This window comes from Moritella sp. (assembly GCF_033791185.1).
Lineage (GTDB): Bacteria > Pseudomonadota > Gammaproteobacteria > Enterobacterales > Moritellaceae > Moritella.
This window is the reverse complement of record NZ_JASJHF010000109.1, coordinates 1-19383: the sequence shown is the minus strand read 5'-3', so window position 1 is coordinate 19383 and position 19383 is coordinate 1. Positions and strand designations below refer to the sequence as shown.

Genomic DNA, 19383 nt, shown 5'->3' with positions numbered 1-19383 from the left:
TGTCTTAGATAAAGCAGAGCAGAAGATTCGTAAGACTCGAAGAATTTGTTTGGTGACCATAGTGTTGCGGTACCACCTGAATCCATTCCGAACTCAGTAGTGAAACGTAATAACGCCGATGGTAGTGTGGGGCTTCCCCATGTGAGAGTAGGGCATCGCCAAACGCCAATTTAATTCAAGACTTTGGTTTGAATATAAAAAAGCCGATATCATTGATATCGGCTTTTTTTATATCTGCAAATTATTAACAGTCAAAGCTAAATGCAGATGCTTGCTCGCTGAAACCTAGGTGAATTAAAAATGCAGAAAGTTCAGCTGTCACTTGCGCAGTCTTCAGAACTGTTACGGTTTCTAAGTCTAGTGATTTTGCGTGTTCAATTGCTTGTTGTACTAGGTATTTACCTACGCCACGTTGCTGGGTTATATCTCTGACAGCAATGCAACTTAAAGATAACACTGTTGCACTACGTTGCATGATTAGCCCTCCAATGTGGCGGTCATTAAATTTAGCCACAAATAGCGTTTTGCTCTTCCCTGCGAGTAATTCGTTGAAACTATTTTTAATTTCTGCTTCATCATGCTGAAATGGTCGATATAATTTGGTTATATCAATCAGTAACTGTGGTGTGGATGCTGTTACTGTAAATGCTGATAATCTCATGCTGTTCCCTTTTTTAGATACAGGCAGATATTACGCTATAATCATTAAATTTTTAAGGTTTGTTTTATGCAATGCAGAATGAATTGTGGCGCGTGCTGTGAAGCGCCAAGTATCACTAGCTATATTCCAGGTATGCCGGATGGCAAGCCTGCTGGAGTACGTTGTGTTAATTTGTCTGTAGATAATCTTTGTTTGATATTTACTGACCCTGAACGACCAGCGTTATGCGATACATTCAAGGCATGTAATGATGTGTGTGGTGAGAATCGTGATGAAGCCTTGTTCTTAATCACGGACTTGGAAATACAAACGGCAGTCTAAAATATTAACGTTTAAGCCATGAGCGTGGATTAACAGCTTTACCTTTGTGGCGGATCTCGAAGTAAACGCCAGATTCTAGCTGACCACCACTGCGTCCTGCCAATGATATGACATCGCCTTTACGTACTTTTTCGCCTGTGACTTTTAGTAAAGTTTGATTATGACCATACAAGCTCATATAACCCTTACCGTGATCGATAATCGTTACCATACCGAATCCGCGTAACCAATCTGCAAACACCACTTTACCGGCGCTAACGGCTTTAACTTTACTGCCTTCATTTGCACCGATCACTAAACCACGCCAACTGACATTATTAAATCTTTTGCTATTAAAGTTGTGCAGTACTTTGCCTTTTATCGGCCAATCTAATTTGCCTTTATATTGTTTCAAGCCTGATAATGATATCTGCGCGCTTTGTTGTTTTTTTAATAACGCGATTTGTTGTTGCTTTCGTAATAATGCAATTTGTTGTTTTAACTTTTGTTCTGCAATGCCTAATTCGGTTCGTGTTTTTTTCTGTTTGTTGATGCTGTAAGCGATATTTCTATTACTTTTCTTCTGCTGCGATTTTTGCTGTGCCAATTGCTTAGCTTTTTGTTGTTGTGAGGCTTTAATGACAAGTAATTGCTGCTTTATTTTTTCTTGCTCTACTTCATTTTTTTCAATTTTAGCTATGGTGTCATTAAATTCAGCAATCGATGCAGCGCGTGCGGCATGAAGATGTTGATAATAAACCAGCGAGCGTTCGATCTCACTGCTGTCTTGTTGGTTAAGTAGTAATTTTAAATAATCATTATGACCACTTAAATAGGCGGTTTCGATTTGTGCGGAAAGGATATTCTGCTGTTTCTTTTTACTTTTTAATAACGCTTTTTGCTTCACCACTAGTGCGCTAAGGTCCTGCTCGATATTGGTAATTAGAGATTCGGTATTACTTAATTGTGCGGCAACTTTACTAATAGCACGATCGGTACTTTGGGTTTGTTTTGATAAATCGTTTAAATAGCGGTGCTGCTTCTTGATAGATGCGTCTTGGACTTTGATTTGATTGCGAAGTTGATTCAGTTCGGACTGATTATTGGCTGCATAAGCGTTTAATGAGAGTAATATCAGCAGGCCTATAATACTATAGGCCATGCTGTTTTTAATAAATGTCATGACGTTATCCTTTCCCCGTAGGGAAACGATTATTTCAGATTCATTAGGTTGTTACCAGTCATTTCAGTCGGAATATCTTGACCAAGTAAAGTCAGCAGCGTTGGTGCTAAATCACATAGGCGACCCGTTTCAGCTGGTTCAGCATCACGACCAAAGTAGATCAGTGGTACAGGTAAATTAGTATGTGCAGTATGAATGCCACCCGTCTCAGGATTGACCATCATTTCAGCATTACCATGATCGGCTGTGATTAAGCATTCACCACCCGTTTTTTCGAGCGCTTCAACAACACGACCAATTGATTTATCAACCGCTTCACATGCTTGTACGGCAGCATCAAAGACACCTGTGTGACCAACCATATCGCCATTAGGGTAATTGCAGATGATTGCGTCGTATTTACCACTTTCGATAGCTGCAACTAACTTATCTGTTAGCATTTCTGAGTTCATTTCAGGCTGTAGATCGTAAGTTGCTACTTGTGGTGATGGGATTAATTCTCTGTCTTCACCAACAAATGCATCTTCTAAGCCGCCATTAAAGAAGAAGGTAACATGCGCATATTTTTCAGTTTCTGAAATACGTAATTGCGTTTTGTTATTCTGCTCAAGTATTGAACCTAATGTATTTACAAGCTTATCTGATGGGAAGGCAACGCTTGCATCAATGCTTGCAGCATATTCTGTTAGCATTACAAAGTCAGAAAGGTTCGGAGTTACTGTACGCTGAAAACCAGTAAAGTCAGTATCAACGAATGCACGAGTAATTTCGCGCGCGCGATCGGCACGGAAGTTCATAAAGATAACTGCGTCACCATCAACTATAGGTGCAGCTTCGCCAATCACTGTTGCTTTGACAAACTCATCATTTTCATCTCGAGCATATGCGGCTTCTAGGCCTGCAATTGCACTATCAGCTTTATGTGGTGCTTGTGCTTGAGTAAATAAGTTATATGCTTCTTCAACACGATCCCAACGATTATCACGGTCCATTGCAAAGTAACGACCGATTAGTGTTGCTGTTTTACCAACACCCACTTCGGTAAATTTGGCATCAAATTTTTCTAGTGTACCTTGTGCACTGCGTGGTGGTGTATCACGACCATCTAAGAATGCATGCAAATAAATCTTTGTTGCGCCCTGTTTTGCTGCCATGTCGATCATAGCGACCATTTGATCATCGTGGCTGTGAACGCCACCTGGTGATGCTAAACCAAGAATATGTACTGCTTTATCATTTGCTACAGCTGCCGAAACAGCTTTGACCAATACAGGGTTTTGATTAAACTCACCGTCAGCAATTGATTTGTCGATTTTAGTCAAATCTTGATAAACGATACGCCCAGCACCAATATTTACGTGACCAACCTCTGAGTTACCCATTTGACCATCAGGTAGGCCCACGTCTAAGCCTGAGCTCGAGATCAACATGCTTGGGCAATCCTGCCACAGCTTATCTAAAATCGGTGTTTTTGCACTCGCAATAGCATTATTTTGTTGGTCAAGACGGTGGCCCCAGCCATCCATAATGATCAGTGCAATTGTTTTCTTAGCCTTAGACATGGGTTTACCTCTCGGTTATTTAATTTAAATATAGGAATATTACTACACTTTTAGTAGCCTTATCGGCTCATATTTATGATCCAGGTAGAATATTGGAGATATTTAATGGCCAATATCGGTAATATTACTACATTGTTGGCTATTTCGTGTTTTGAAGTGTTAGCTTCATTATAGAAAAAACCTCATTAATTTTATGTTGGAGTTATCCATAATGGCAATGAGGAAATTATTATTGAGCTGCTTTTATTCCTTGTCGCATGTATACTCCGTTGAGAATAATCCATTATTATTAAATCTTAGAGTCATAATCACATGCAAGAATATATTGAGTTTGCTTCAAATAATCCAGCCTTATCTCTCGCTTGGGTAGCTATTGCTGGTTTCCTTATTTACTCATTTGGCACCAGTGCCATGTCTAAAGTTAAGTCGGTGAACAACCATGAAGCGACAACTTTAATGAATAAAGAAAATGCCATTATTGTCGATGTGCGAACTGCAGAACACTATCGTAAGTCACATATTTTAAACGCAATTAACGTTCCTACTGCTGATATTGAAGCAAATAAGCTAACGATGATTGAAAAATACAAAAATACCCCAATCATCGTTATGTGTGATACAGGAATGAATTCAGGTCGCGCTGCGAATCGTCTCGCGAAAATGAACTTTACTACTGTTTATAACTTATCTGGCGGCATGGCAAGTTGGCAAGAAGCGAACTTACCGACTGTTAAAAAGTAAGCGTTAGCCAGACAAGTATACAAGAAATTAATTATTCAGTTTGAATCTATAAATATTGGAATTTACTTATGTCAGAATCAGCAAGCCAACAAGAATTTAATATCCAACGCGTTTACATCAAAGATGTATCTTTTGAATGTCCTAATTCTCCAGCGATTTTCCAACAAGAATGGAAACCTGAAGTTAAATTAGATCTTGATACTCGCAGCTCTAAGCTAGGTGAAGGCGTTTTTGAAGTTGTTTTATCACTAACTGTAACGGCTAAAGATGGCGAAACAGTGGCGTTCTTATGTGAAGTACAACAAGCCGGTATCTTTACTGTTGGTGAATTAAGCGAAGGTCAACTAGCACATTGTCTAGGTGCTTTCTGTCCAAACATCTTATTCCCATATGCACGTGAAACAATTGCTAGCTTAGTTAGCCGTGGCTCTTTCCCACAGCTTAACCTTGCGCCAGTTAACTTTGATGCGCTATTTGCATCTTATGTTCAACAAGCACAACAAGCAGCTGAAGTTCCTGCAGAGCAAAAACTGGATTCTTAAGTGATGACTGATGCAGCCTTGATTACAGTATTGGGCGCAGGCTCTTACGGCACATCGTTGGCGATGTCTTTAGCGCGTAACGGTAATAAAACGCTGTTGTGGGGTCATGATCCTCAGCACGTTGCCGAACTTGCTAAGGCTCGCAGTAATGAAGCCTATTTGCCCGGCCTCGCTTTTCCTGATGCTTTGGTATTGGAAGCAGACCTTGAACAAGCAGTAACGGCAAGTCGCGATATTTTGATTGTTGTACCTAGCCATGTTTTTGGTGATGTATTAACACAGATAAAACCTTTTTTGCGTGCCGATTCACGTATATCTTGGGCAACGAAAGGCTTAGAAGCTGATACGGGACGTCTATTACAAGATGTTGCGACAGATATTCTTGGTACTGGTTACCCTTTAGCTGTGCTCTCTGGACCGACATTTGCGAAAGAGTTAGCAGCCGGTTTACCAACCGCGATCAGTGTCTCATCAACTGACCCACAGTTTGCTGATGACATTTCACATCTACTACATTGTGGCCGTAGCTTACGAACTTATACCAACGATGATTTTATTGGTGTGCAACTTGGTGGTGCGGTGAAAAACGTGATTGCTATTGGTGCAGGCTTATCTGATGGGCTTGGTTTTGGTGCTAATGCGCGTACTGCTTTAATTACCCGAGGACTGACAGAACTATGTCGCCTTGGTGAAGCATTAGGTGCTGATAAAAATACCTTTATGGGGATGTCTTGCTTGGGTGATCTGGTACTAACTTGTACCGATAATCAAAGCCGAAATCGTCGTTTTGGTCTAGCGCTCGGTGCTGGTAAAGGCGTTGATGAAGCACAAGTCGAGATTGGTCAGGTTGTTGAAGGCTATCGTAATACCAAAGAAGTTTATTTGTTATCTGCACGTCTTGGTGTTGAAATGCCAATTACTGAACAGATCTATCAAGTGTTATATGAGAATAAATCTGCTAAAGAAGCAGCGTTAGACTTATTAGCGCGGGATAAAAAAGGCGAATAAATATTTTTGCATAAAAAAAAGTGACAGCGAAAGCCGTCACTTTTTTTATTTCCGATTTAGTTAAATCGAATGCGATTACTCATTCTACCTAGTAGTAAGAGTGCTCACCAGCTTGATGCTCTGTTGCATCTTTAACTGCAGTCAGTTCTTCAGGGAACAATTCTAACAACTGTTTTTCAATACCTTCTTTCAAGGTAAAATCTACTTGGCTACAGCCATTACAACCGCCACCGAACTGTAAGATAGCAATGCCATCATCAGTGATTTCAGTTAATACTACGTGGCCACCGTGCCCAGCAAGTTGTGGGTTAACTTCAGTTTGGATCACATAGTCAACACGTTCTGATAGTGGTGCATCATCCGCAACTGCGCGTACTTTGGCGTTTGGTGCTTTCAGTGTTAATTGAGAACCCATTTTGTCTGTAACAAAATCGATATAAGCATCGGTTAAGAATGGTTTGCTCATGTCATCAATTAATGCATCAAAACCACTGAATGGTAATACAATATCAGTGCTTTCAATTGCTTCAGGTGGACAATATGATACGCCACACTCTGCATTTGCCGTGCCTGGATTAACCACGAATACACGAATGTTAGTGCCGTCTTTTTGGTTGCTAAGTAATTTTACAAAGTGAGTTTGTGCCGCTTCAGTAATCGTTATCATGATGTCCTCTTTGTCATACCTGACTAATTTACTATGTCTTTAATTGTAACGCTATTTCTGATTAGAAACCACTAATCCGCTAATGTTCTAGCTATACACCATATATCAATACGTTCTATCCCTGCTGTAAATAAAGTTTCGCAAGCTGCTTTCATTGTTTCGCCAGTCGTCACTACATCATCAATAATAGCGACATGCTTCGCCGTAATAGCGTTGCTGACGTGAAATGCATTGTGCATATTATGACTACGTTCGGTCGCTGTTTGTTGGGCTTGTGCTTTGGTATTTTTAGCTCGAATAAATTGTTTCTCTGCGATTAGCGGTATTTGTAGTTTTTTGGCCAGATCCTGAGCAAGTAACTGGGCTTGATTGTAGCCCCGTTTTGCTAGGCGTTTTTTATGTAAAGGGATCGCGATAAGAGCGTTAGGTAAACTGTAATTATGCTGTATTACTTTGTTACTGATACTACGACTTAGTAGCTGTGAGAATAGTAAGTGCAATTGTGGTTGCTGCGAAAATTTGTATTGTTTAATTAAGTATTGGCATTCTAAGGTATAGCTCATACAGGTAATTAAATGCTGCCAGCGGGGCGGCAGTTCTTGGCATTCATTACACAGTTGTTGATGTTTACGCTGTGGCAGCGCGCAACTCCGGCAATGTGGTATGGCTAAATAGGGCAGTTCCTGTTGGCATAATAAACATAAGAAAGGTTGCTGATTGTCGATGGGCATATCGCATAAATAACAACGGGGCTGCAATAATTTCATACTGAGTTTACGTATCGTGGCTATATCTACTTGTTTGATTAGTATATCCTCATGATTAAATAATTCGTCAAGTGTAGAGTCAAATGTCAGTAATCGTTGCCACAAAAAGTAAAAATGTAAGCCCTTGCACAGCGTTGCATGTTGATATTGTCGGTGATGGCCCAGATCTCGTGCTGCTACATGGCTGGGGATTGAATAGTGCGTGTTGGCAGTCCATCGTACCGTTATTATCTGCACATTATCGATTACATTTAATTGATTTACCCGGTTTTGGTTTTAGTTATGACAGTCATGCAGCCAGCCGCACACTTGCAGATATCACTGACGCATTAGTAACAGTCGCCCCTGCTAACGCGATTTGGTTGGGTTGGTCTTTAGGTGGGCTTTGCGCTACACATTTTGCATTGCAACATCCGCAGCGTGTTGTTAGCTTGATGACTGTCGCGAGCTCGCCTAAATTTATGGCTGCAACGGCTAGTGACGAACTGCCTGCATGGTCGGGTATTGCTGGCAGCGTATTGACCCAGTTTCAGCAGCAGTTACAACAGAACTTACCGCAAACTATTAATCGTTTTTTAGCCATTCAAGGCATGGGCAGTGAGACTGCGAAACAAGATATTAAACAGCTAAAATCTTTGTTAGCGGCGCGTCCACAACCACATAGCCAAGCGTTAAGTAATGGTTTAGCGTTATTAGAAACCGTTGATTTACGTGCACAGCTGCCTTTATTAGCCATGCCATTTTATCGTTGTTACGGTCGTTTAGATTCACTTGTGCCACAAGCGACGGTCACGTGGATGGATAACTATCTGCCGCAATCCTCTAGTTCGATTTTTAACGCGTCGTCACATGCCCCTTTTATTTCTGAACCTGTGCTATTTGTTAATAAATTGCAGACATTTATCAAACATTCGTTATAAACTCTAATGACCATCACTGATGTTATTATTTTTGATGTGTTGCTGATGAGCTATTATGGATAATGGGGAGGGGGATATGTTCATACAATTACAAATTTGTATTGCTGGTCTACATCATGTGAATATGCCGAAGATAATGGTTAATACATGGCATTAGTTATCCCCCCACCAACCGCTATTCCCAATGCGTTAAATCCCACCACCGCTGCGGTAGAGCGTGATGCCGAAAAGCGCGAGATCACCCCTGCTATCACCCCTGATAATGCATCTGCTTCAACGAGTGATAGCACTGCAGAAAAAAATCTGATCAATTATAATCCGAAGAAAAACGACTCTAATCGCAAGAAAAAACCAGCTCGAGATCGATCCTTACTTACTGCTGATGACGCCGATATAACTACTGTCGTTGAACACGTTAGTGATGACGTTGAAACGATCAATGACGGATTTGATCGCGTCATATTAGCGGTTGATATGGCGGATCCGCCAGAAATCATTATTGCTGAAGTACTGTTATTGCGCCATGCGATCTTAGCTAAATCGGCTCTTGATACTGATGATCGTCGACAACTTGCAGAGATCAATCACATCATTAAAACGGCGCTTGCCGACCTATTGCGATTGAAACAACTTGATGAAGTTAAAGCATTGGCGTCGCGATTGCCCGGTGTAACAGGAGTATTAAAAGGTGAGAACACACATTCGAATGTCGTCGCTCTTGATGATCTTTTTACTTATTCCTTTGACGATGAAGGTGATGATGTAACAGCTGCTGTGTCGGCAAAATCGAAATTAGCAGGTGCTGTTGTGGGCTATTTTTATGGTGAAAATATTGAACCTCAACTCCCTTCTCAGATCGATCACAAAGAATGATGTTGTTATTTATTGCTTATTTTATCTGACTTTATGAGTAACTTTGTTTGTGCTTTGTTAGTATAGGTATTAATAGCCATACAGATAACGAGGACGTCATGTCAGAGCAACGGATACAGCAAGCAATACAATTAATCGATCAAATAAATCAGTGTGACCCAGTCACTGAAGTTGTTGATGGCGTAGCCCAACCAAAAGAATGGCTATATGGCATTCGGATGAGTGAATGCTTGGCTGAATTTATGCCTGAAGCGTCGACAGCATTGCAAATAGCCGCACGTGCCCAGCATATTAAACGTTGGAGTATTCCACGTAGTGATCATCCGCTTGGTCGTGAAGGTTATTATAAATGGCGCCAGTCTTTAGGCCGTTTACATGCAGAACAAGCGATGGCGATTGCAGACAAAGTTGGTTGTGAGCCAGAAGAGATACAAGCGATTGGCCGTATGTTACGTAAAGAAAAAATAAAACGTGACCCAGAAGTACAGGCTTTAGAAGACGTTATTTGTTTGGTATTCTTAAAATATTATTTTACCGCATTTGCACAAAAGCACACGCCAGAAAAGTTACTGGTTATTGTACAAAAGACGTGGGCTAAAATGTCAGATAAAGGTCATGAAGCGGCACTTAAATTACCCTTTACCTCAGACCAACAGGATTTATTGGCTAAAGCTCTTGGTTAATATCAGCGTGATTGCATAATTGAATCATGTCTAATTCACTGTCGCGATTATGAGTGACGGTGAATTATCGCTCCCTCTTGTTTTTATTCTGCTTTTCTCGCTTTCTTCAGCGATACTCATAGACTCGTTCAGTCATTACAGCATTTTGTTGGTCGTAGTGTATATGACTATATTTATTGTGATCTTTCTTTTTTATTCGCTGCTATTAAGCCTGTATATCTACTATCTCTCTGGTATATTGAACGCTGCAATTACAATCGGCTAATTGGATGATTTAGGGAGTTTAAGTTAATGGAAATGGAAATAATTTCGGCAGCTGTGATGCTATTTTTGATCATGGATCCGCTAGGTAACTTACCTATATTTTTGTCTATTTTAAAACATATTGATAAAAAACGTCGACGCTCAGTCATGATCCGAGAGTTATTAATCGCGCTGTTTGTAATGCTGTTATTTTTATTCTTAGGTGAGAAGATCCTTGGTTTCTTAAGTTTAAAGCAAGAAGCCGTGAGTATCGCCGGTGGTATTATTCTATTTTTGATCGCAATTAAGATGATCTTCCCAACTGAAGGCGGCCTAACCGGGCTGGCGGCAGGTGAAGAACCGTTTATTGTGCCAATGGCGATCCCCTTATTAGCTGGTCCCTCAATCTTAGCTGCGTTGCTATTATTAGCTCATCAAGATCCAGGTAAAATGTTTGAATGGTCTGCAGCGTTAATTCTTGCGTGGGGCTTGAGTGCCTTTATTTTAATGTTTTATGAAGGCTTTAACCGTATTCTCGGTGAAAAAGGCTTAGCGGCTGTTGAGCGTTTGATGGGGATGTTATTAGTGATGATATCAGTGCAGATGTTACTTGATGGTATTGCTGATTATGCCGCAACGCTAAGTTAATTACGATTGATTTTGTAACTTTTTTGTAAACGAAATTGTGCTTTATTGTTTGCAATCGGTCGTCGCAATGGTAAATTAATCTATCTTAGTACCTAAGTAAGCCTAACTGATAGTTTAGAACGTAGGGCGAAGTAGTATAACTCAGGTGTACTGCTTATGATCACTGGTTCTCACAATATGATAAGGAAAGTGAATGAGCATTACCTCTTTTTACCCACCACAACGTACTTTAATGGGTCCAGGCCCTTCAGACGTTTATCCTAATGTATTACAAGCGTTAAGCCGTCCCACGGTTGGCCATCTTGATCCGACTTTTGTGCAAATGATGGATGAAGTCAAAGAATTGCTGCAATATGCATTTCAAACAAAAAACCCTTGTACTATGGCGGTCTCTGCACCCGGTTCAGCAGGTATGGAAACTTGTTTTGTGAATTTAATTGAACCCGGCGATAAGGTTATTGTTTGTATCAATGGTGTGTTTGGCGGTCGTATGGCTGAAAACGTCACCCGCTCAGGTGGTGAACTGGTTAAAGTGGAAGATACATGGGGTAAACCTGTTGATCCAGAAAAACTGGAAGCGGCATTAAAAGCCCATCCTGATGCGAAAATTGTCGCCTTTGTACATGCCGAAACATCTACTGGTGTGCTTTCTGATGCCAAGACATTATGCGCACTAGCAAGAGAGCATGGCTGTTTATCTATTGTCGATGCCGTGACGTCACTTGGCGGTGTACCATTGTATGTCGATGACTGGGGTATTGATGCTATTTATTCAGGAACGCAGAAATGTTTATCATGTGTACCTGGTATTTCTCCGGTGAGTTTCAGTGCTGCAGCGGTTGAAAAAATTAAAAGCCGCACTGTGCCGGTACAAAGCTGGTTCCTAGATCAAACGTTAGTCATGAGTTATTGGTCAGGTGAAGGTAAGCGCAGCTATCACCATACTGCACCAGTGAATACGCTATATGCATTACACGAATCTTTAGTACAATTACAGACTGAAGGTTTAGAAAATGCATGGGCACGGCATGCACAGCAACATTTAGCACTGCGTGCAGGTTTGGAAAAACTCGGTATTGAATTTATCGTTGATGAATCGTGTCGTTTACCACAACTTAATACCGTTGTTATTCCGGCTGGTGTTGATGATGCAGCAGTGCGTAATCAATTATTACAAACTTATAACCTTGAGATTGGTGCTGGTCTCGGCGCATTTGCGGGTAAAGCATGGCGTATTGGTTTGATGGGTTATGCGGCGCGTCCAGCCAATGTTGCTCTTTGTTTACGTGCACTAGAAGAAACATTGAACTAGATAAAAATTAACGACGGTTAATTCATCGTATTAGATATTAAAAAGCCACATGTCATCAATAATGATATGTGGCTTTTTTAGTTTTAATCTAAGCTGATAACGTTTATTTATTCGCTATTGAGATCGAGTTGTATCAGCCTGACTCGCGGCAAATCGTTGCACCAATTTATTATTTGGATACATGATTATTGTTTGCTGTAATAATTGCTCTGCAGCTTGTTGTTGGCCTAATTTTGCTAACGCGCGACTCCAATTAATATAGATATTGGCTCTGGGGGTCTTTTGACTGATCTCGTTTGCCCAATCAATATAGTTATTCAACTCAGCGATATCATTATTGTACATGGCGATTTGTAAGCGATACATCATGGCATTGAACTCTAATCGAGTGATCCACGCCACTGGATTAACTACTTTTGTCAGGGGCGTTATATCACTGCGATCACTACGCTCGTATTGCGTTAATAAGGTATTAGTATGTAGCGTCGTTAGCATAAATGCACCAGTAACCAGTGGGATTAATAGCGCTAAAGTACGTAATAAAAAGGTGTAATTAAATTCAAGGGTTTTAGTATTGCCATAACGACTTGCGATATACCAAATCAAAGTTAGAAATACCACCCAGTGCACGATGGAATGGTAAAATGGGTATTCGGTTTGGCTGTGTAATACCAGTGGCAATACCAAGCCCAATAACGCTAACGCTTGCCATAATGGTTGTTTGACGATAATACGTAAGAAGCCAATAACCAATAACGCGATCCCTGCTAATGCTACCAAGCCTCCCTCAATCGCCCAGTACAATAATTCATTATGGGGATGATCGAGGTTTTCTGGTGAGCCGGGTAATGCCAGCCCTTGATTTAATGCTTGGCTATATGAGTGCAGGTATGCCACTTCAAAACTACCGTAGCCCCAGCCTAGTAATGGTTTCTCTAGCCACATAGCCAGACTATGCAAGTAGATAGGCACGCGTGCACCGGGATCGGTTAAGTATGCGGCGGACTTTACTGCTTGTTCGGCAGTTACTAGCCCATATGCACCAATCAAAATACCTGTAAAGTAACAGGCTAGCCAAACAGCTAAGCATTTTAATCGATCTGACTCACGCAGTTGCTGGCATACCCAAGGTAATAGTAACAAGGGGGCAATTAAGAGTGAGAGATAACCGGTGCGCGATTGCAGTAATACCACCGGAATAACCGCCATAAAAGTAGTGACATAACAAAATAGCCGTTTGTTTTTTTCAGCCAATTCAGTTTGGGTCAGTAAATATAAAGCGAGGGCGATACCAGTTGTTAAAAACGAAGCCGAAACATTAGGCTGCTGAAAAATACCGTAAGGACGATTGGCAATTTTTTGATAACCAACCATGTTGTTTACGGGCAGTAAATAATATTGCACAAGACTGAATACTGCTTCGACAAACACAGCCCCTAAAATTAAGTATAATAATATCAGGCGCTGCTGCTGATTAAGCTGTAATTGTTGCAGAGCAATAAAAAATAACAAACCACCGACCAAACCAAATAATCGAGTATAGCTGATACTGGCGACAACGGGATCGGCATATAATAGCGGCATTAACATGAGCAGTGTGGCAGCGATAAATATCAAACTTAAGCGAGAATAAACCAGCTTGCCTTGTAATGTTACTTGCCACAGACCGATACCGATTAAGGCTGATATAAAGATCCAGCCAATCACGTTAAAAGGCAAATGCAGCCCTGAACCACCACTATTATGCTGGAAATAGTGCATACCAATCAGCATATAAGCAGCGAAAGTAATGAAAAATCCTTTTTTCAATGTCGTTAGATTCATACTATGACTCTTGGTTTAGCGCTTTAAGTTGTTTGGTACGTTCAAGCATTGGTTTTAAAAAGCGTGCGGTATGGCTATCCGGGTGCTCTGAGACTGTTTCTGGTGTTCCAGCAACTAGGATTTCACCGCCACCGCTGCCGCCTTCTGGACCAAGGTCGATAACCCAATCGGCAGTTTTTACCACATCTAGGTTATGCTCGATAATGACGATAGTATTGCCGTGATCACGTAGACGATGTAATACTTTCATTAACAATTTAATATCATGGAAGTGTAGGCCGGTAGTTGGCTCATCTAAAATATACAGAGTTTGGCCGGTATCGCGTTTCGATAATTCTTTGGCTAATTTAACGCGTTGTGCTTCACCGCCAGATAAGGTTGTTGCTGATTGGCCAAGACGTATGTACGACAGTCCGACATCCATCAAGGTTTGTAATTTACGGGCAATTGGCGGGATAGGTGCAAAGAAGGTATTAGCTTCTTCAACGGTCATATCCAGTACTTCGTGAATATTTTTACTTTTGTAACGAACTTCCAATGTTTCACGGTTGTAGCGTTGACTCTTACAACTATCACAAGGCACATAGACGTCAGGTAAGAAGTGCATCTCTACCTTGATCAAACCATCACCTTGGCAGGCTTCACAGCGACCGCCTTTAACGTTAAAGCTAAAGCGACCTGGTTTATAACCACGAGATCGTGATTCTTGTGTGCCTGCAAAAATTTCACGAATAGCAGTGAAGATCCCGGTATAGGTCGCTGGATTTGAACGTGGCGTACGACCAATCGGGCTTTGATCAATATCTACTACCTTGTCTAGCTGATCGAGCCCTTCGATTGAGGTATAAGGTGCGGGTGTCGTTACCGTAGCGCCATTTAATTCAATATGGGCGATCTTAAAGAAAGTATCATTGATCAAGGTTGATTTACCTGAACCGGATACACCGGTTACACACGTCATTACACCAACGGGCACAGAGAGATCAACATTTTTTAGGTTGTTACCGGTTGCGCCTTTCAGGTGAACCCATTTATCGGTTAACGGGGTGCGTTGCGCTGGGATCTCAATGGCTTTACGACCACTGAGGTAATCTGCGGTCAGTGAGTTTTCACATTTTAAGATATCATCGACATTACCGCGTGCGACGATCTCACCACCATGCACGCCGGCACCAGGGCCAATGTCGAGTACGTAATCAGCCGCGCGGATCGCATCTTCATCGTGTTCAACAACTATCACGGTATTACCAAGATCACGTAAGTGGATCAGGGTTTGCAATAAGCGTTCGTTATCGCGTTGGTGTAAGCCGATCGACGGTTCATCAAGCACATACATCACCCCAACTAGACCTGCGCCGATTTGACTTGCTAGCCGGATCCTTTGTGCTTCACCGCCTGATAAGGTATCTGCGCTACGCTCTAGGCTTAAATAATTAAGCCCGACATTGACTAAGAAGCCTAGACGGTCGCCAATTTCTTTGAGGATCTTTTCTGCGATCTGACCTTTTTGACCAGGCAGTTCCATTCCCGCAAAGAAATCAAATGCTTCACCTATTGCCATTCTAGATACTTCTGGCAATGTGGTTTCTTGGATATACACGTGACGCGCTTCTTGGCGTAAACGCGAGCCAGAACATGTTTCGCAAGATTTAGTGGTTAAATATTTGCTCAGTTCTTCACGTACCGCATTCGATTCAGTTTCTTTATAGCGGCGTTGCATATTAGGAATGATACCTTCGAATGCGTGGTGACGAAGCACGATATCGCCACGATCATTGACATAGTTAAATTCAATTTCTTGTTCGCCACTACCTTGAAGAATATAATTTTGAATGTCAGTGGTTAATGAATTAAACGGTTTGGTCAGATCAAACTTATAATGCTTTGCTAATGAAGTCAGCATTTGGAAGTAATAAAAATTGCGTTTATCCCAACCGCGGATCGCGCCGCCTGATAAACTCAAGTCGGCATTGATAATAATGCGGTCGTGATCAAAGTATTGCTGTACGCCGAGACCATCACACGTATGGCAAGCACCAGCGGGGTTGTTAAACGAGAACACTCTTGGCTCGAGTTCAGCCATGCTATAACCACATTGCGGGCAAGCAAAGTTAGCCGAAAAGACGATAGGATCTGCATCGCTATCATCCATATCAACAATATAAGCGGTGCCGCCTGACATGTTAAGCGCGGTTTCAAACGATTCAGCTAGGCGTAGCTGCAGATCATCTCGTACTTTAAAGCGGTCGATCACCACTTCAATTGTATGTTTTTTATGGAGATCTAATGCGGGTGGATCGGAAAGATCACAGACTTCACCGTCAATACGCGCACGGATATAACCCTGGCTGGCTAAGCTTGCGAGCGTTTTAACATGCTCACCTTTACGTTCTTTCACGATCGGCGCTAATAGCATCAGTTTACGGCCGATTTCTAATGCCAACACGTGATCAACCATTTGGGTGATGGTTTGTGCTGCTAAAGGAGCGTTATGCGTTGGGCAGCGTGGTTCACCGACACGCGCGAATAGTAGACGCAGGTAATCGTAGATTTCAGTGATGGTACCAACTGTTGAGCGTGGGTTATGCGATGTGGATTTTTGCTCGATAGAGATCGCAGGCGATAGACCTTCGATATGATCAACATCGGGCTTTTCCATCAAGGATAAGAACTGGCGTGCGTAGGCAGACAGCGATTCTACATAACGACGCTGGCCTTCTGCATAAAGCGTATCAAATGCTAATGACGACTTCCCAGAACCCGATAACCCGGTGATAACAATAAGCTTATCGCGAGGTAGTTCAACATCGATATCTTTAAGGTTATGGGTGCGTGCGCCCCGAACAATGATTTGATCCATACATAACTCACACTACATAAAATAATCAGCCAGTATCGCATATTAGGACTTGTTAGGCATTACTTTAGAAGAAACTCTGTTGAATATAAACAATGCTGTCGGTTATTACAAAATGATCGAATTTTAACTATAAAAAAACCATATCAGATATGGTTTTTAAGCTTTTCAATCTAAGGTGTTTTTGCTTAGTATTGTTATTTTTCGGTATCAGGCGGTTAAATCAGATTTTCTTTGGCCCAAGATACCGCTTGCAGGCGATTTTTTACTTTTATTTTTTTGAACACGTTATACAGGTGTGATTTGATTGTGTGTTCGCTAACATAGAGTGCATCAGCAATTTCTAGATTTGATGAACCTGTCATTAATTGGCGTAATATTTCTTGCTCACGTGTCGTTAGTTCTGGTTTTCGTTCTAAATCAACCGCTTTTGTCGAGCGGTAAATTGAGATTAATGAGCTGAGTGTGCGTCTTGGCATCCAAAATTCACCCTCGGTGATCTTGCCTATGCCTTTACATACCACATCAAGTTCATCTCGCTTGTTAAATACGCCGAATATCGATGGCCAAGTAGAAATATTTTCCATCGTGGTATCATCGCTTAAATTAATTAACGCCAGACGAAACATGCCATGGTATTGCTTGAGTTTATTTTTTAATTGTTCTTGTGAAGTACCATTGAGATTATCTGTATCAACGAGTAGCAATAAATTGTCATCAATCGAGATGCGTTCAACTTCGGCGACTTCACGTAACTGCTGTACTGGTATATCGAGTTTTGCTCTTAAACAAGCGACGAGGGTGGCAACTTGTAGGCTCGGTTGTGATAGTAGTACTACATTTGGGTAATCCGACATATAACTAATCCTTTAGTGTGTGGTGATATCCATATCTATGCTGAGTGGCATTATAAAACGATTAAACTTTGCTAATGACTTAATTAAAGAGTTAATTGTAATACCTAAGTTCGATACGGCTTGATACTAAAGTATTAATTTATAACTGAGATCGTGAGCGAATAACCCTAAAATACAATGTTAAGCATTTGTTAATTCGAACCTAACATATCGGGGTACTATAAACGAGTCAAGTTCGCGTTGATTTTTCTATCGACTCATACTTTTACCTCCTCAGCTAAATTGATGGTTTAACTGTTCTTTTGTTTTTATTTTCATTGTTTAAATGATTACTTTTGGCGTTTTGTCTGTGTTTTTTTCATTAAATTGGTATTTTGCCGTTATTGCATTTATTTATTAATGCTAAAGCATGGTGAAGATGATTGTGGTTGTTTTAAATAAATTTGATTGTCAGCTTGGTTGCCGTGCTAATATAGCGCCGTAAATATTAACAGGTTGATGGATTAATTATGGATAATGTAGCTTTATCTAAATTAGAGCAAAAAACAGCGGTATCACTGGCATTGGTATTTGGTTTAAGAATGCTGGGCTTGTTTATGATTATGCCCGTTTTTGCTATTTATGGACGTGATTTAATTGGTTATTCACCGCTGTGGGTGGGTATCGTGATTGGTGCCTATGGTTTGACCCAAGCGATGCTGCAAATACCGATGGGGCAGTTATCTGATCGTATTGGTCGTAAGCCCGTTATTATCGCTGGTTTAGGTTTATTTTGTTTAGGCAGTATTATTGCAGGCATGGCCGACTCTGTTTATGGTGTCGCGGTAGGACGTATGTTGCAAGGAACCGGGGCTGTTGCCAGTGCCATTCTAGCGTTAGCCGCTGATATTACCCGTGAACAACAGCGTCCGAAAGTGATGGCGGTGATTGGTATGTGTATCGGACTTTCATTTGCATTTTCGCTGGTGGCGGGCCCGGTATTAGCGCAATGGATTGGTCTTAAAGGTATCTTTTTTGTTACTGCTGCATTGGCTATTGTTGGCATGTTCGTGGTGCACTATATTGTACCCAACTCAACAACCAAAGCGCCAGCGGGCGACGCCAGTACCAATCGCCATAAGTTGAAAGCTATGCTGCGTGATCCGCAACTGCTACGCTTAGATGTAGGGATTTTTTTACTGCATTTAACTTTAACCGCGGTGTTTGTATCATTACCATTTGAATTGGAAACGGCAGGCTTGGTTGGTGAGCACCACTGGTGGGTATATTTCCCGGCATTACTGCTATCATTTGTATTGATGGTACCTATGCTTATAATTGCAGCGAAAAAGAAAATGAATAAACAATTTTTCTTATTCGCAATTGCATTAATGGGCGTCGCCTTGTGTGTAATGGGGTTTGCAAGCGGTAGCTTATGGCTATTTGGCTTGGCGATTGTTTTGTATTTTACTGCGTTTAATTTTTTAGAAGCATCTTTACCAGCCATGATTTCAATGTCAGCACCCGCTGGGGCAAAGGGCTCAGCTATGGGCGTCTACTCTACATCACAATTTGCTGGAGCATTTTGTGGCGGTATTATTGCCGGTAGTTTATATACTCAATTAGGCTCGCAAGGATTATTCTTTAGTATTGCAGCGGTAATGATAGTGTGGTTTGTTATTTCTTTAGGCCTAGAGAATGTCGGTCAAGTGAAGGCACATACAATCGCTGTGACCATCGCAAACCAAAGAGAAGC

Annotated in this window: 18 protein-coding genes and 1 rRNA gene; 11 read left to right on the top strand and 8 right to left on the bottom strand. The window is 41.3% G+C overall.

Translation table 11 applies throughout. The features are described from left to right. Positions 1 to 48: 48 nt before the first annotated feature. Positions 49 to 164 (top strand): 5S ribosomal RNA (gene rrf / locus QNK26_RS06995). An 80-nt stretch (positions 165 to 244) separates the two neighbouring features. Here rrf and QNK26_RS06990 read toward each other — a convergent pair. Further along, positions 245 to 661 (bottom strand): acetyl-CoA sensor PanZ family protein, encoded by a 417-nt coding sequence (locus QNK26_RS06990; protein ID WP_319221799.1) that lies wholly within the window; start codon positions 659 to 661, stop codon positions 245 to 247. Between the two features lie 66 nt (positions 662 to 727). Between QNK26_RS06990 and QNK26_RS06985 the strand changes: the two genes are divergently transcribed. After that, complete coding sequence (locus QNK26_RS06985; protein WP_319221797.1) at positions 728 to 982, top strand: YkgJ family cysteine cluster protein; 255 nt, start codon at positions 728 to 730, stop codon at positions 980 to 982. Between the two features lie 4 nt (positions 983 to 986). Here the strand turns inward: QNK26_RS06985 and QNK26_RS06980 are convergent, their stop codons facing one another. Together QNK26_RS06980 and gpmM are read right to left on the bottom strand one after the other, a co-directional pair. Next, entirely contained in the window at positions 987 to 2144 is a 1158-nt protein-coding gene (locus tag QNK26_RS06980; protein WP_319221796.1) for a murein hydrolase activator EnvC family protein, read from the bottom strand. A 29-nt stretch (positions 2145 to 2173) separates the two neighbouring features. Continuing rightward, positions 2174 to 3706 (bottom strand): 2,3-bisphosphoglycerate-independent phosphoglycerate mutase, encoded by a 1533-nt coding sequence (gene gpmM, locus QNK26_RS06975; protein WP_319221794.1) that lies wholly within the window; start codon positions 3704 to 3706, stop codon positions 2174 to 2176. A gap of 312 nt (positions 3707 to 4018) precedes the next feature. Between gpmM and QNK26_RS06970 the strand changes: the two genes are divergently transcribed. The 3 genes from QNK26_RS06970 (at position 4019) to gpsA (ending at position 5997) form a co-directional block, all read left to right on the top strand. Continuing rightward, positions 4019 to 4447 carry a rhodanese-like domain-containing protein gene (locus QNK26_RS06970; protein WP_319221792.1) on the top strand — a complete coding sequence of 143 codons (429 nt, stop codon included), beginning with the start codon at positions 4019 to 4021 and terminating at the stop codon, positions 4445 to 4447. A 68-nt stretch (positions 4448 to 4515) separates the two neighbouring features. Then, on the top strand, positions 4516 to 4989 hold the full coding sequence (gene secB, locus QNK26_RS06965; RefSeq protein ID WP_319221790.1) for a protein-export chaperone SecB: 474 nt from the start codon (positions 4516 to 4518) through the stop codon (positions 4987 to 4989). Positions 4990 to 4992: 3 nt separating this feature from the next. Beyond that, complete coding sequence (gene gpsA / locus QNK26_RS06960; RefSeq protein ID WP_319221801.1) at positions 4993 to 5997, top strand: NAD(P)H-dependent glycerol-3-phosphate dehydrogenase; 1005 nt, start codon at positions 4993 to 4995, stop codon at positions 5995 to 5997. Between the two features lie 88 nt (positions 5998 to 6085). On the opposite strand, the gene nfuA is transcribed toward gpsA, so the two are convergent. Further along, a complete protein-coding gene (nfuA, locus tag QNK26_RS06955) occupies positions 6086 to 6664 on the bottom strand; it encodes a Fe-S biogenesis protein NfuA (protein WP_211684036.1) in 579 nt (192 codons plus the stop codon). Between the two features lie 71 nt (positions 6665 to 6735). Then, positions 6736 to 7431, bottom strand: coding sequence for a ComF family protein (locus tag QNK26_RS06950; protein ID WP_319221788.1), 696 nt, complete (start codon positions 7429 to 7431; stop codon positions 6736 to 6738). 83 nt (positions 7432 to 7514) lie between these two features. Between QNK26_RS06950 and bioH the strand changes: the two genes are divergently transcribed. The 5 genes from bioH to QNK26_RS06925 all read left to right on the top strand — a co-directional run bounded on the left by bioH (position 7515) and on the right by QNK26_RS06925 (position 12110). Continuing rightward, a complete protein-coding gene (gene bioH / locus QNK26_RS06945) occupies positions 7515 to 8351 on the top strand; it encodes a pimeloyl-ACP methyl ester esterase BioH (protein ID WP_319221786.1) in 837 nt (278 codons plus the stop codon). Positions 8352 to 8498: 147 nt separating this feature from the next. Next, positions 8499 to 9224, top strand: coding sequence for a hypothetical protein (locus tag QNK26_RS06940; protein ID WP_319221784.1), 726 nt, complete (start codon positions 8499 to 8501; stop codon positions 9222 to 9224). A 98-nt stretch (positions 9225 to 9322) separates the two neighbouring features. Next, positions 9323 to 9907 carry a DUF4202 domain-containing protein gene (locus QNK26_RS06935; protein ID WP_319221782.1) on the top strand — a complete coding sequence of 195 codons (585 nt, stop codon included), beginning with the start codon at positions 9323 to 9325 and terminating at the stop codon, positions 9905 to 9907. Positions 9908 to 10204: 297 nt separating this feature from the next. Then, positions 10205 to 10798 carry a YhgN family NAAT transporter gene (locus QNK26_RS06930; protein WP_319221800.1) on the top strand — a complete coding sequence of 198 codons (594 nt, stop codon included), beginning with the start codon at positions 10205 to 10207 and terminating at the stop codon, positions 10796 to 10798. Between the two features lie 193 nt (positions 10799 to 10991). After that, positions 10992 to 12110 (top strand): alanine--glyoxylate aminotransferase family protein, encoded by a 1119-nt coding sequence (locus tag QNK26_RS06925; protein ID WP_319221780.1) that lies wholly within the window; start codon positions 10992 to 10994, stop codon positions 12108 to 12110. A 114-nt stretch (positions 12111 to 12224) separates the two neighbouring features. Here QNK26_RS06925 and QNK26_RS06920 read toward each other — a convergent pair whose 3' ends face one another. The 3 genes from QNK26_RS06920 to QNK26_RS06910 all read right to left on the bottom strand — a co-directional run bounded on the left by QNK26_RS06920 (position 12225) and on the right by QNK26_RS06910 (position 17648). Continuing rightward, the gene (locus QNK26_RS06920) at positions 12225 to 13934 is read right to left on the bottom strand and encodes a PglL family O-oligosaccharyltransferase (protein WP_319221779.1); all 1710 of its coding nucleotides are present in this window, start codon (positions 13932 to 13934) and stop codon (positions 12225 to 12227) included. A 1-nt stretch (position 13935) separates the two neighbouring features. After that, the gene (uvrA, locus tag QNK26_RS06915; protein ID WP_319221777.1) at positions 13936 to 16794 is read right to left on the bottom strand and encodes an excinuclease ABC subunit UvrA; all 2859 of its coding nucleotides are present in this window, start codon (positions 16792 to 16794) and stop codon (positions 13936 to 13938) included. A gap of 215 nt (positions 16795 to 17009) precedes the next feature. Continuing rightward, positions 17010 to 17648: a LuxR C-terminal-related transcriptional regulator gene (locus QNK26_RS06910; protein ID WP_319221775.1), complete on the bottom strand. Its 639-nt coding sequence runs from the start codon at positions 17646 to 17648 to the stop codon at positions 17010 to 17012. Between the two features lie 509 nt (positions 17649 to 18157). On the opposite strand from QNK26_RS06910, the gene QNK26_RS06905 reads away from it, so the two are divergent. Then, the coding region (locus QNK26_RS06905; RefSeq protein ID WP_319221773.1) for an MFS transporter at positions 18158 to 19383 on the top strand (1226 nt) is incomplete at its 3' end.